This is a genomic window from Acinetobacter sp. Li1LvA2 (genome assembly GCF_056156705.1).
In genome coordinates, this window is record NZ_JBSICF010000012.1 from 71,580 (window position 1) to 84,879 (window position 13,300).

Genomic DNA, 13,300 nt, shown 5'->3' on the forward strand with positions numbered 1-13,300 from the left:
AATATAGTTATTAAGAATCATAAGGATAGACAATTAGAATAGCATGTAGAAATTTTAATACAGTCCCTTATACTGTTTTGAAGTTTACAAAGTATAATTTAAGTTAAAAATTTAGGTATAACAATAAAAGATTTATTTTGAATGTATATTTTCCTTATTGGTAAAAAATTCTTGAGAACTAAAGAAGTAGGAAGCTAAAAATATATTTTATAAAATAGACAGAATTAAGAAATAATTTAAAGAAATAAAAAATTATAAATAGCATCTTGTTGATAGTTATATATTTTTTATTTAAATATCTTTTGATGTTTTGTATTAATATAAATTAACAATAGCAAATATAAGTCAACATGACCAGTGTGAATTTTGAACAAATGGTAAAATATAGAATACATAATTAGATAATATATTTGGATAGGATGACTGTGTTGATGAATATTGAAATAGCATCAACATTTAACTTAATTAAAAATAGGTGAAAATATGAATAATATCCAGTTGAAACCAGAAGCAGCTCAAACAGAAGAAGTGGATTTAATTTTTTTAGGAACAGTTCAAGAAGAAACCAAAGGTTTCGATTTTGAAGGAACATATGAGCCTAGAAATATGGATAAATATGATGGTGATGCCATTATTCCATAAACAAAAAAACTAGGTTAGATAAAGAGATATTTTTATCTCTTTATCTTTTGAAAACTTATTAGAAGAAAATACTCAAAATGTACAGATTAAAAAATAATGTTTATGCATGTATTGATCAAGGTTGTCTAGTTTTCTTAGACTCAAGAAATTACCGATATTTCCAATTGAATGAGAAAGATACAGCAGAATTGCTAAATTGTGAAATAGAGAAAACTAAATTTAATAAATTAATTGAAAAACAGATTATTGAGTATGATAGAGAAAATAAGTTAGAAACTATTGTCAAAAAGGAAAGAGAACTACCACTAAATAGTATTTTATCAAATACTTATGCTGCAAAAAGACAAGTGAATTTTGGAAATATTGTAAAAGTAGTATTCATTAATACTTTAAATAAAGCACGGATAAAGTTTCTAAAAAGTCCTTTTCCGAAATTTAGAAATAAAAGTACGTTTAGTAAAGTTAATGATAATAAGATCGCTGAAGTTATCGGGACTTATAACGCCTGTATAGTTTTTTTACCATGGAGTAAAGTAGATGAGTGCTTATTTCAGTCAATAAGCTTAAAGCAGTTCCTTATGTTACATGGTATCGATTCTGAATTAGTAATTGGAGTTAAAACGAAACCATTTAGGGCTCATGCATGGTTAGAAAAAGATAGAAAAATATTAAATGATGAATTGCAACACATTGAAAAATATAAGCCAATAATGGTGGTAAAGTAATGTTTAGATATATGCTGGAATTTAAAAAAAGCACAGACTTTAACTCTTCTATTAACTATAGTTTGTTAAATAAAGAATTGGAAAAAATAGAAATAAATTCAAAAACAAATCTATGGTTAAGTCACCCTACCAGTTCAGGTGAAACTTATTTCTTTAGCAATGCAATAATTATTGGTAAATTATTTAAAAAAATTAAAAATAAATCTTCTAAAGTTGAAAATAAAAATAAAACAATTATAACTATTGAAGAGCTTGTTAAAGATTTTTGGGGCTCATATATAGCTATAATTTTTGATAATGAGAATGTCGAAGTTTTTAAAGATCCAGCATGTTCATTTGATTTTCTATGGACTATAAATAATGAAAATACAATTGGGTTTTCAGATGTAGAGTTTTATAAAAAATATAGTGAAAGTAATTTGGAAGTGAATGACAAATATGTGGCTGCATCTTTATGCTATGAGAGATTAAACCTAAGAGAAACCGGCTTTAAAAATATCAGCAATCTACTTTCAGGTGAGAGTATAACTTTATATGATTTAAAAATAAAAACTATATGGTCACCTGAAAAATTTGTAAAAAGTGATAATCTAACAATTGATGTGGCAATGGATGAGTTGAGAAAAGTTGTTATTGACTGTGTAAGTTGTTGGGGTAACGAATATAATAATATTTTGTTGAATCTATCAGGAGGTTTGGATTCGAGCTTAGTTGCTACTATTCTTAGAAAGCATACAAATACTAATATTTACGGATTGAACTTATGTTTTGACTCTGAATTAGGTAATGAAGAGCGATATGCTAGAGATGTCAGTAATATGTATGAATTTCCACTTTTTGTATTTAAGATGGAAGAAAATAAATTTAATCTAGAAGATAAATTAAGTATATATCCTATTCAATATAAGCCATTGAAATATGGTTTAGGTTTTGAAATATTAGATAAAGAGTTAGAGATTCTAGAAAAATGCAATATTGATTCTATCTTCTCTGGATGTGCAGGGGATGTATTATTTCAAACAAAAAATTCAATATTTATTGCTCAAGACTATTTTAGAGATAATGGCTTGAAGGGATATCTTTCAACAGCAATAAGAACAGCTGAATTAACAAATAATACAATTTGGGCAGTTTTTAAGAAAACTGCTGCTTCTATATTATTTGGAAGTAGGAGGTACGCGTATGAAGGAAAAATTGATAAAAGTATTTGCAATGAAAAATATAAACAAGTTATTGATAATAAATATTTATCTCATCCATGGATAGAGAATATTTCTCATATCAACAATGGGAAGAAATTTCAAATATTCTGCTTGGCAGATTCTCAAAACTTCTATACCAATTTTTATACCTCTAATTTTGTCGATAATTTACATCCATTGTTATCTCAACCAATTATGGAGTATTGTCTATCCATTCCAAGTTATATTTTGACACCTCAATTAATTAGTAGAGGACTTATTCGTGAAGCGTTTAAAGACTACTTGCCAGAAAGTATATATAGGAGAAGGACGAAATCAGGGGTAGGTTCATATTATGCTGATATTATCGAGGATAATTTTAATAATATTACCGAAATTTTGTGTAATGGAAGCTTGGTTAAAAAAGATATTATTTCTAAATTTGATCTAAATTTATTAATAGAAAAGTCAAAGAATAATGATACCGTTAAAATGGAGCTATTTAGATTATTTACAAGTGAAATGTGGATGAGAAAGGTTGAAGGAAAAAAATTATGAATTATTTAAAAAAAACAAATTTATATATACTATCTCAATTTGTTCTATCATATATTTTTAATAACAATGATAAGAAAATTGTATTTAACTTCTTTACATATATTTTTATTATTCTACTTTCCTCTTTAGCTACAGTTCTAGCGCCTCTAGCTTTAAAGTATTCAATTGATAGTTTTAGCTCAGGGGCTGAAAATGCAATTTTAGTAACTTCTATTCTATTAAGTTTGTACGTAATATCACAATCCGCATCTCGTTATCTGATAGATTTACAATGGACTTTTTTTTGCAAAATTGAACAAACTATACATAGCTTGATGCGGAATGAATCGATTTCACATATTATAAATTTACCAGTTAAATATTTACATAATTACACTTCTGGGAAGTTAGTACAATCTATTAGTAACGGTACTCGGAGTGTAACTATATATTTGCAATCTTTTATCCAAGTTGGCCTTTTAATCATATTTCAAGTTGTTGGTACATCAATTGTAATCCTTTCTTTTTATGACGTTTCCTTTTTGCTGATTATTTTATTTGGAATTACTTTGTATATTTACTATTTTGTTCAAGGTAATAATAAGATAATGGTTTCAAATAGGGATGTGGTAGAAGATCAGAATAATGTTAACTCTGACTTAAATTCGGCTTTTTTATACCCTGAAACTAATAAGTATTTAAGTGTTGAAAAAGACTATATTGAAATAATGGGTAAACAAAATGAAAAGCTAAAAAAATCATATATTACATATTTCAACACTACAATATCTGTAAACTTTGTAACAACAATAATTTTTACTATCCTCTTAGGTTTAATTACGTATTTATCTTATTCAAAGCTACTTCAAGGAAAAATGACGATAGGTGATTTTGTTTTGATGATTACTTATTTGCTCCAATTAGTTAAGCCAGTTGAAGCTGTAGGTGGTGTTATGAGACAAGTGAACCAAGGTAGGGTTTTTCTTGATAATTATAAAAAAATTAATAGCCTTTCTACAGAACAAGAAATTTGGAAAGGCAAAAAAAATATTGAAAAGTCTTATATTAATATAGATATTAATTCTTTAAATTTTATTTATCCTAATAATAAACATACAGCACTAGATAATGTTAATTGTTCTTTTGAGAGTAATACAGTAACTGCAATTATAGGTAGGACTGGTTCAGGAAAGTCTTCTCTTGTAAAACTTCTTTATGGTTTTTATGATGATTACGAAGGTGAAATTAAATTTAATAGTATTGATATAAGAAGCCTTAGCCTAAAATCTTTAAGAAATAATATTTCAGTTATTTCTCAAGAATGTCATATCTTTAACTTACCTATCTGGAAAAATATTACAATTGGAACTGATCGTAGTAAAGATGAAGCAATAGAAGTTGCTAAAAAGTTTAAAATTCATGAGTTTATTTCTAAATTAGATAAAAGTTATGACACTGTTGTAGGTGAGCATGGTGTTAAGATTTCTGGCGGAGAAAGACAGCGAATTTCACTTGCGCGAGCTTTTTTAAGGAATTCACCTGTAATTATTTTTGATGAGCCAACCTCTTCATTAGACTCGGTTACAGAAAAAGAAATTATGGATTTATTATTTGATAAATTCACAAATTCTACGATTATTATTATTGCACATAGATTAAATACTATTCGTAATGTTGATAAAGTAATTGTTTTAGATGGAGGTCGAGTTATTGAAACTGGTAAATATAGTGATTTAATTTATACAAATAATAATTTAAAAGATTTGATGAAAGAAATTGATTAAAGGAATATTTATATGATTTTAGATTATTTTGATCATAATTTTATTGATGAGTTTGTAGCTAATTATAACAAATCTAGTTGGTTTTATAGAAAGAATATTTTTGATCCAGATATGTTATGCAACTGGTCGGAACTAAATTATACTATTTCTATATTGGACTCTTATAATGATGTGTTAATGTTAGGTGAAAGTGGTTTTGTTTCACCATATAATTTATTCAAAGATAAGAAAAAGAGAGCACAGGAAATTTCAAATGTCTTTAATAAATATATTTTCAATGGTTACACTTTTGTCCTAAATAGTGCGCACACGAAGCACGTCAAGCTTGCTAAGTTCTGTTCAAATCTGTCCCAATTTTTATGTACGAATACACAAGCTAATTTATATGCATCTTGGAAAAATTCACGTAGTCCTTTTGGGTCTCATTGGGATGAGCAAGATACTTTCATTATTCAATTAGAAGGATCGAAAAAATGGAAGATTTATGATTTTGCAGATCTAGACCCTGTAAATCATAAACATATAGTAAAGAAAAGTGAAAAACTACTTGCCGAATTTACTTTGCAAAAAGGGGATGTTTTATATGTTCCAATGGGGCAAATACATTCGGCTGAAACAGGAGATGATATTTCTCTACATGCAACTATTGGAATTCATAGGTATACCGCTTTAGATTTATTAGATTGGCTGAAAGATGATTTGTCTAAAATTCCTGAGTTTAGGAAAAGAATGCCAAATATAAATGATAAAAAACAAATGGAAGAATTTGTTTCAAACTTCTTTTCTAATTTATCTAAAGTTCAATGGAGTTCTAATAAAATTCATAATGTTATGCATCATCTTAAATCTAATTTTAAATTCAATTCTCTTTTAAATTTACCCTATGTAGGAATTGAGTCAGCTGATGCAAATTTTGCGAATCAAACTTTTATATTAAATCATTTTATTAGATATGAGAAAGAACATCAAAATGGATTAATTATTACTAATGGACTAAAGAAATGGGTTGTGCCTAAAGAGATTTCAGCTTCTTTTAATGAGTTGTTATTAGGAAAGCCAGTTCACTATTCTACTCTTTCTAGAGAAGGATTTGAGAATGGTATGCAGATTAATTATATTAATAAAGTTTGTACAGATATGATTCATGCTGGAATTATCACTATTTATAATTAATTTTAATAATAGTTTCTTAATTTTTTGATGACTATAACATCAAATTTTACTTTATAACTATAAAAGGGCATTTAACCCTTTTATAGTTATAAAGCTTAATTTTTCCAGCTTTATCCAGCAAGCCAAATAGTTTTATGATCACATAAAGGGCTTAAATTTTTAATTCGCTGATTATCTCGCTCAAACCGACCAAAACCACCAGCTAAATCTAATTCTTCGCCTAAAGCAATTTTCTTACTTTTATAAGTTAAAGTTTGATTTTTAGGATCCCATTCTGCATATCCTTTAGGGAAAATAATTAGAATATCATTTACATATAGACATTCTTGTTTTAACTGCAACGGGCCCCTTAATCGTGCAGAGGCAAAAAAGCCATTTGATTGATAACTTGGTATTTTCACATGGCTATTTTCGACCCTCGATACTTGTGGCTGACAAGCGACCAAAAGTATATTAATAGCGGAACAAATCAATTTTTTATAAATATCCAAGTTCACACCTATATGTGAGTTAAATACACTTTGATATTAATCGAGGGGATCATTCCCAAAAAATTAATTTGTTAGGAAAGAGTATCTCCGTCTTAATTCTTCCGTCTCGATCACCGTTGCTACCTTTTAATATTAGATTTTTCAAGGATACTTATAGCTTTATTCGAGATCGTACAGACGCTTACCATCTTGTCCTTTATTGAAAGAATGCAGCCGTTAAATTTGATTAAAGATAATTATAAGAAGAGGCGGAAGGAATCAGATTTTTTAGCTAAGCAATAGACATAAAAAAACCACCTAATTCTTTCGAATTAAGTGGTTTTTAAATTTTGGAGCGGGAAACGAGACTCGAACTCGCGACCCCAACCTTGGCAAGGTTATGCTCTACCAACTGAGCTATTCCCGCAATGTGAGCACATTATAGAGTGTTTCACTAAAGTGTCAACACTCTTGTGATTTAATTGAACATTTAATCAGCACGACGCCAAACTGTACCTTGACGCGTATCTTCTAATACAACACCTTGGTCGAGTAAAGACTGACGAATACCATCTGCTTTAGCAAAATCTTTTGCTTTTTTTGCATCCACACGTTGTTGAATAAAATCTTCAATTTCAGCATCAGACAAAGCAAGCGCTTCTTGTCCAATATCTGATTTTAAGAAATCATCTACATTGTGTTGTACCAAACCTAAAATGTTGGTGAGGTGACGTAGTGTCGAATAAAGCACAGTCGCTTGGTCTGCTTGCTCTTCTTTTACAGCACGGTTCAATTCTTTGTTCAGTTCAAACAATACCGCCATTGCCTCGGCTGTGTTGAAGTCATCACACATTGCATTGTTAAAGCGTTCAACAAAACTTTGATCAAGCGTTTCAGTTGTCGTTTGACCATACACTTGTTGGTAAGCTTTAAATGAGTGATAGAAACGAGTTAAAGAAGTTTTTGCTTCTTTAAGTGCCACATCAGAGAAGTTCACAGGACTACGATAGTGTGAAGACACAATAAAGTAGCGAATCACTTCAGGGTGGAATTTCTCCATCACGTCACGAATAGTAAAGAAGTTGCCTAAAGACTTAGACATCTTTTCACCATCAACGTTAATAAAGCCAACATGCATCCAGTAGTTTACATATTGTTCGCCAGTTGAAGCTTCACTTTGCGCAATTTCATTTTCATGATGAGGGAACATTAAATCTGAACCACCACCATGAATGTCAAAGTGATTGCCTAAGCAGCAAGTCGACATGGCAGAACATTCAATGTGCCAACCCGGACGGCCATTGCCCCAAGGAGATGCCCAAGATGGTTCATTTTCTTTGGCATGTTTCCAAAGTACAAAGTCAAACGGATGTTTCTTTTCAACTTCTACGTCAACACGCTCACTTGCACCAGCTTGCATATCATCAAGCTTACGACCAGAGAGACGACCATACTTCTCAAATTTGGTGACTTCAAAATAAACATCGCCATTTGCAGCAGGGTAAGCCGAGCCTTTATTGACCAGATTACCAATCATGTTTTGCATCTGATCAATATATTCAGTCGCTTTAGGTGCTTCATCAGGTGCAGCACAGCCTAAATTAGCTGCATCTTCGTTCATTGCATCAATGAAACGCGTGGTGAGCTGCTGAATGGTTTCATCATTTTCATTCGCGCGTTTAATAATTTTGTCGTCAATGTCGGTAATGTTACGAATATAGCGAACATTCCAGCCTTGGCTACGCAAGAAACGAATAATGTAGTCAAATGCAACCATAACTCGAGCATGCCCGATATGACAGTAATCGTAAACGGTCATACCGCAGACGTACATATCGATGTGACCTTCTTTGCGAGGTACAAATTCAACTTTTTTTCGTTGCTCAGAGTTATATAAAACAAACGGTTGCATAAGGGTTTTCAAACACTCAACAAAAACAGTGTTACATCATAACTGATGCATCATTTTTCACAAAGTTTTATACAAGAATTTTATAAGCTTGTGAAATCTTATACATTTAAAAACGTGTAGATGATTGAGTTATGTTAGAATGCCCCCAAATCTTTTGATTAAAATCACCGATCTTCACAAGAGATCAGATCAATTATTTTGAGTCAAACTCGTATGCCCAACCCTACAGATTTTCAAAGCAGCGCATTAGCAACCTTGCGTATTGAGCAGCAAGCCCTAGACGTGTTAGCAACACAAATTAATGACAGTTTTAATCAGGCCTGTGAAATATTGTTACAGTGTAAAGGCCGTGTTGTGATTACTGGCATGGGGAAGTCAGGGCATATTGGCCGTAAAATGGCTGCGACTTTTGCTTCAACTGGTACACCATCTTTCTTTATGCATCCGGGCGAAGCTGGGCATGGCGATTTGGGTATGCTGGTTCGTGGTGACGTTTTAATTGCGATTTCCAATTCTGGAAAAAGTGATGAAATCATGATGTTGATGCCACTTATTAAACATCTTGGTGTACCTCTTATTACCATTAGCCGTACTGATAAAGGGCCAATGCCTCAAAATGCCGACATCGCTTTAACTTTAGGTGAGTCTGATGAAGCATGCCCACTCGGATTAGCTCCGACATCAAGCACAACTGCAACCTTAGTATTGGGTGATGCGCTGGCTGTTGCCTTACTTGAAGCGCGTGGTTTTACTGCAGATGATTTTGCTCGCTCGCATCCTGCTGGAGCATTGGGTAAGCGTTTACTTTTACATGTAAAACACCTCATGCATACAGGCGATGAATTGCCAAAAGTTTCACCAGATACTCCAATGAATCAAGTGCTTTACGAAATTTCTAATAAGCGTTTAGGCTTGACCACGATTGTAGATGAACAGGAACACTTGCTTGGTATTTTCACCGATGGTGACTTGCGTCGTTTAATTGATAAACAGCAAGGTTTCGATGTGAATTTACCTGTTTCTGAAGTAATGACAAAAAAACCGTCGACTATTTCTCAAGAAGCACGTGCGGTAGAAGCTCTACAACAGCTTAACCTGAAAAAAATCAGTCAATTTGTTGTGGTGGATGACCAAAATAAAGTGATTGGTGTAATTAGTATGCATGACCTTATTCAGGCAGGGGTAAATTAATCAATGGCATCTTATGCATTGTTAGAACAAGCACGTCATCTACAGGCATTGGTTCTGGATGTCGATGGTATCTTGAGCGATGGCTTTGTAACTTTAACCAATAGTGGCGATGAGATTAAATCATTCGATATTCGTGATGGTTTAGGCATGAAACTTGCGCAGCAAGCAGGCATGAAAGTCATCATTATTACAGGTCGAAAAAGTAATATTGTTGAAAAGCGTATGTCTGATTTAGGCGTAGACCTCGTTTTTCAAGGTCGTGAAGACAAAGGTTCTGCGTTACGTGAAGCTTGTGCACAGTTTAATATTTTGCCTTCCGATTGCTTGTATATGGGCGATGACTGGCCTGATTTATCTGCTTTTGCAATCGCAGGAATGAGTGTCACTGTGCCAAATGGTCATGAAGAAGTACGTCGCCGTGCGCATTTGGTTACCCAGTCGATGGGCGGACGTGGTGCTGTACGAGAAGTCTGTGATATGTTGCTGATCGCAAAAGGCATTTACCAAGAACTTCTTGAAAAATATCTTGCAGTACCGCATTAATAATAAGATTACTTAAAAAGGTAGGCTATTCCTGCTCATGGATACCAGAGTTTTATCTATTGTCGCTGTAGTTATTGCTGCTATAAGTGGTGGTTATTACTACTATAGTGGCAAAGCAAAAAAACTAGACATTGCTTCGGCGAAGAATATGACATATTCGGCGCAGGGCGTCCATTTGACTCAAACTGATGATCAAGGCAATTTGTATATTCGTGCTGAAGTTCGTCAGCTTGAACAGGATATGCAACAAAAAACATCAAAGTTGGATCAACTCAAAGCATCTATGTATAAAGATGGCAAAGTTGATGCAACGTTCTTTGCGAAACAGGCAAATGGTTATGATGATAATAGTAAAGTTATCTTATCGGGTGATGTGGTCGCAACTAAACTTGCTCCACAAGGAAAGATTGAATTCCAAACCGATGAGTTAACGGGTTATCCAAAAACCAGAGAAATTGAAACGAATCACCAAGTGGTTGTTCAATCTCCACAAGGCGATTTTGTTAGCAAAGGATTAAAAGCCAATTTGAATAACGGTCAGTACGAATTTTTTAATATTCGAGGAAAGTATGCACCAAAGTCTTAATTTAAAACGTTCTTCAGCTTTCCTAAAACAAGCTGCGGTTATTACATTCGTTGCTTTAACATCAGCTTCGACTTTTGCGTTGCCGTCTGACCGTAATCAACAAATTTCACTTGTGGCAGACCGTGCAACTTATAACGAAAAAACTGGTTTGACGACATACACTGGTAATGTCGTGATTGAGCAAGGTACGATGAAGCTTCAAGCTGATTCGATTGTTGCGACGTTAAACTCTAAGCGTGAAATCCAAACCATTACAGCTAAAGGCCGACCGTCTAAGTTTCAGCAACAAATAAGTGCTGATAAAGGTGTGGCACGCGGTGAAGGACAAACCATTGTTTATAATGCAGATACCGGCATTATTACATTGAATGGTGGCGCATATTTATATCAAGATGGTTCTAGTATTCGTGGTAATTCATTGAAATATAGTATGAACAAAGGTGATGTTGAAGCTCAGGGCTCATCATCAAATCGTGTGCAGATTATTATTCCACCATCAAGTTCAAAAAGCTTTCCAGGAGCGCGTGAATAATGCAACAAGCTCTTCAACAACCCCAAACTTTGTGTATTAAGCACTTAGGAAAAAACTATAGTAAGCGTTGGGTCGTCAAAGACGTATCTTTTAGTATGCAAAGTGGACAGATTGTTGGTTTGCTTGGCCCTAACGGTGCAGGGAAAACCACAAGCTTCTATATGGTTGTAGGGCTAGTGCGCATGGACAAAGGTGAAATTCACCTTGATGATCTTGATATGTCTGATTTGGCAATGCATGAACGGGCACGCAAGGGTATTGGATATCTTCCGCAAGAGGCTTCTATTTTTAGAAAGCTGACCATTGCTGAAAATATTATGTCCATTTTAGAAACACGCAAAGACCTAAATAAGCAACAGCGCCAGCAACGTCTTACTGAATTATTAAATGACTTTAAAATCAGTCATATTAAAGATTCATTGGGAATGAGTGTATCTGGTGGTGAACGCCGCCGTGCTGAAATTGCACGTGCATTGGCTGCCGATCCTAAATTTATGTTGCTTGATGAACCATTTGCCGGCGTTGACCCAATCTCGGTTGGAGATATTAAAGATATTATCCAGACTTTGAAGGATCGTGGCATCGGTGTACTCATTACTGACCATAACGTACGTGAAACTTTGGCAATTTGTGAACGTGCATATATTGTGAGTGAAGGGGCTGTAATTGCAGAAGGTACACCACAAGAAATTCTGGACAACGAACAAGTCCGTAAAGTCTACTTAGGTGACGATTTTACAGTTTAAATAAAATAGTTAATCTATTTGTCTAAAAAGAGGTCAAGGCCTCTTTTTGGTTTTTTTGTATTTAATTATTAAAAACAATAAATTAGCGCATTCACTTGAGGAAAATGTAATGTGTGAATTATTCCTGCAATTATGCTTCTTTATGCAAAAAAATATGTAGAATGTAAAAGCTTTTAAACGATAACAAACAAGATCAACAAGACAAGCATGATTGGATATAACCAGAGAAGAGTAAAAAGGACATGTAAAAAGCCGGCTTTCCTGAAAGGGTTGATGCTTTTAACTTCATTGCATGTGCCTGTGGTGATATATGCTGCTAAACCAAGTGAGCAATATCACACTTTAAAAGACAACTTATCGCAACTTTTTGCCCCTAAAAGTAGTGATGAATTTAAAGTTGCCAAGATGCAAGAGCTGAGTAATTTTAAGCTAGATCGTTCTAGAGTTCAGGAGTTTCCGACTGTTCAACTCAATGATAGATCAGCTGCATCTTATTCAAATTTGCCATCAAGGCAAATGACTTTGCAGGAAGCGGTGAAAATCGCAATCCAGCGTAACCCGGATATTTCTCAAGCCATTTCCACTTTAGCTGGTCAAAATGCAGGTATTGATTACGCCAAGGCGGGTTATTACCCTCAGCTTTCAGGTGGAATTACTACAGGTGACTTGAGTAGTGGTGAGCGTGGTCGGCAGTTATTGACCTTAAATGCAACTCAGATGCTCTATGATTTTGGTAAAGTTAAATCAGGTGTAGATGTTGAGCAAGCCAAGGTTCAAGTCGAGCAGGCCAATGTGCTGGTCAGCATTGATGATATTGCACTTGATGTCGCGCAAACCATTGTTAATATTCAACGCTACCTTCAATTAAATAAAATTGCCGAGCAGCAAATTGCAGGTATTCAACGTATTCAGGATATTGCAAATTTACGTGCAAATGCCGGTATTAGTAGCCAAGCTGACCCAATCCAAGCCCAGTCTTATTTGCAAGCTGCCCAGTCTGGTTTGATTGCTCAGCAATCTTTATTACGTCAGTACCAACAACATTTAAGAACATTGCTAGGTGCAGATGTATCTCGAACTGGCTGGATTATTTCAGATGATTTGGTGAAAGTGTCCGATTTATATGGTGAACCTGAATTCAATACCATTCCAAAAATGATTGCGGCGCAAGCCAGTGTTGAAGTTGCCAAGGCACAAAAGGAACAGACCCGTTTAACACGTTATCCAACTTTGTCAGTCAAAGGTTCCTTAAGTCAGGCCATTAATGGTCGAAACCCC

General features: G+C 33.7%; 13 protein-coding genes and 1 tRNA gene. 11 read left to right on the forward strand and 3 right to left on the reverse strand.

Annotated features, from left to right (window positions below; all coding sequences use genetic code 11):
• Window positions 1-483 precede the first annotated feature (483 nt).
• From ACS604_RS17910 to ACS604_RS17930, 5 genes are all read left to right on the forward strand, one after another.
• Entirely contained in the window at window positions 484-642 is a 159-nt protein-coding gene (locus tag ACS604_RS17910; RefSeq protein ID WP_185767872.1) for a hypothetical protein, read from the forward strand.
• 77 nt (window positions 643-719) lie between these two features.
• Complete coding sequence (locus tag ACS604_RS17915) at window positions 720-1,367, forward strand: lasso peptide biosynthesis B2 protein (RefSeq protein ID WP_238612429.1); 648 nt, start codon at window positions 720-722, stop codon at window positions 1,365-1,367.
• Window positions 1,367-3,106 carry an asparagine synthase C-terminal domain-containing protein gene (locus ACS604_RS17920; protein WP_238612428.1) on the forward strand — a complete coding sequence of 580 codons (1,740 nt, stop codon included), beginning with the start codon at window positions 1,367-1,369 and terminating at the stop codon, window positions 3,104-3,106. Before ACS604_RS17915 ends, ACS604_RS17920 begins: the two co-directional genes overlap by 1 nt.
• Window positions 3,103-4,869 carry an ABC transporter ATP-binding protein gene (locus tag ACS604_RS17925; protein ID WP_238612427.1) on the forward strand — a complete coding sequence of 589 codons (1,767 nt, stop codon included), beginning with the start codon at window positions 3,103-3,105 and terminating at the stop codon, window positions 4,867-4,869. Before ACS604_RS17920 ends, ACS604_RS17925 begins: the two co-directional genes overlap by 4 nt.
• A 12-nt stretch (window positions 4,870-4,881) precedes the next feature.
• Complete coding sequence (locus ACS604_RS17930; protein WP_353156836.1) at window positions 4,882-6,042, forward strand: JmjC domain-containing protein; 1,161 nt, start codon at window positions 4,882-4,884, stop codon at window positions 6,040-6,042.
• Between the two features lie 110 nt (window positions 6,043-6,152).
• On the opposite strand, the gene ACS604_RS17935 is transcribed toward ACS604_RS17930, so the two are convergent.
• The 3 genes from ACS604_RS17935 to cysS all read right to left on the reverse strand — a co-directional run bounded on the left by ACS604_RS17935 (window position 6,153) and on the right by cysS (window position 8,424).
• Entirely contained in the window at window positions 6,153-6,533 is a 381-nt protein-coding gene (locus tag ACS604_RS17935) for a hypothetical protein (protein WP_238612425.1), read from the reverse strand.
• Between the two features lie 330 nt (window positions 6,534-6,863).
• Window positions 6,864-6,939: transfer RNA gene (locus ACS604_RS17940), tRNA-Gly, on the reverse strand.
• Window positions 6,940-7,002: 63 nt separating this feature from the next.
• Window positions 7,003-8,424 (reverse strand): cysteine--tRNA ligase, encoded by a 1,422-nt coding sequence (gene cysS, locus ACS604_RS17945; RefSeq protein ID WP_151964724.1) that lies wholly within the window; start codon window positions 8,422-8,424, stop codon window positions 7,003-7,005.
• A gap of 213 nt (window positions 8,425-8,637) precedes the next feature.
• Between cysS and ACS604_RS17950 the strand changes: the two genes are divergently transcribed.
• The 6 genes from ACS604_RS17950 to ACS604_RS17975 all read left to right on the forward strand — a co-directional run.
• Window positions 8,638-9,615 carry a KpsF/GutQ family sugar-phosphate isomerase gene (locus tag ACS604_RS17950; RefSeq protein ID WP_013198420.1) on the forward strand — a complete coding sequence of 326 codons (978 nt, stop codon included), beginning with the start codon at window positions 8,638-8,640 and terminating at the stop codon, window positions 9,613-9,615.
• Window positions 9,616-9,618: 3 nt separating this feature from the next.
• On the forward strand, window positions 9,619-10,158 hold the full coding sequence (locus ACS604_RS17955) for a KdsC family phosphatase (RefSeq protein WP_002122322.1): 540 nt from the start codon (window positions 9,619-9,621) through the stop codon (window positions 10,156-10,158).
• A gap of 37 nt (window positions 10,159-10,195) precedes the next feature.
• Window positions 10,196-10,744 carry an LPS export ABC transporter periplasmic protein LptC gene (gene lptC / locus ACS604_RS17960; RefSeq protein ID WP_004793421.1) on the forward strand — a complete coding sequence of 183 codons (549 nt, stop codon included), beginning with the start codon at window positions 10,196-10,198 and terminating at the stop codon, window positions 10,742-10,744.
• Complete coding sequence (gene lptA, locus ACS604_RS17965) at window positions 10,728-11,276, forward strand: lipopolysaccharide transport periplasmic protein LptA (protein WP_004793419.1); 549 nt, start codon at window positions 10,728-10,730, stop codon at window positions 11,274-11,276. Before lptC ends, lptA begins: the two co-directional genes overlap by 17 nt.
• On the forward strand, window positions 11,276-12,022 hold the full coding sequence (gene lptB, locus ACS604_RS17970; RefSeq protein WP_003650837.1) for an LPS export ABC transporter ATP-binding protein: 747 nt from the start codon (window positions 11,276-11,278) through the stop codon (window positions 12,020-12,022). Before lptA ends, lptB begins: the two co-directional genes overlap by 1 nt.
• Before the next feature lie 273 nt (window positions 12,023-12,295).
• The coding region (locus ACS604_RS17975; RefSeq protein ID WP_474772469.1) for a TolC family protein at window positions 12,296-13,300 on the forward strand (1,005 nt) is incomplete at its 3' end.

Coding starts and splice junctions, on each gene's coding strand:
- lptB (WP_003650837.1), top strand. CDS start 11,276: ATGCAACAAGCTCTTCAACAACCCCAAACTTTGTGTATTAAGCACTTA.
- ACS604_RS17915 (WP_238612429.1), top strand. CDS start 720: ATGTACAGATTAAAAAATAATGTTTATGCATGTATTGATCAAGGTTGT.
- ACS604_RS17920 (WP_238612428.1), top strand. CDS start 1,367: ATGTTTAGATATATGCTGGAATTTAAAAAAAGCACAGACTTTAACTCT.
- cysS (WP_151964724.1), bottom strand. CDS start 8,424: ATGCAACCGTTTGTTTTATATAACTCTGAGCAACGAAAAAAAGTTGAA.
- ACS604_RS17930 (WP_353156836.1), top strand. CDS start 4,882: ATGATTTTAGATTATTTTGATCATAATTTTATTGATGAGTTTGTAGCT.
- lptC (WP_004793421.1), top strand. CDS start 10,196: ATGGATACCAGAGTTTTATCTATTGTCGCTGTAGTTATTGCTGCTATA.
- ACS604_RS17950 (WP_013198420.1), top strand. CDS start 8,638: ATGCCCAACCCTACAGATTTTCAAAGCAGCGCATTAGCAACCTTGCGT.
- ACS604_RS17910 (WP_185767872.1), top strand. CDS start 484: ATGAATAATATCCAGTTGAAACCAGAAGCAGCTCAAACAGAAGAAGTG.
- ACS604_RS17955 (WP_002122322.1), top strand. CDS start 9,619: ATGGCATCTTATGCATTGTTAGAACAAGCACGTCATCTACAGGCATTG.
- lptA (WP_004793419.1), top strand. CDS start 10,728: ATGCACCAAAGTCTTAATTTAAAACGTTCTTCAGCTTTCCTAAAACAA.
- ACS604_RS17925 (WP_238612427.1), top strand. CDS start 3,103: ATGAATTATTTAAAAAAAACAAATTTATATATACTATCTCAATTTGTT.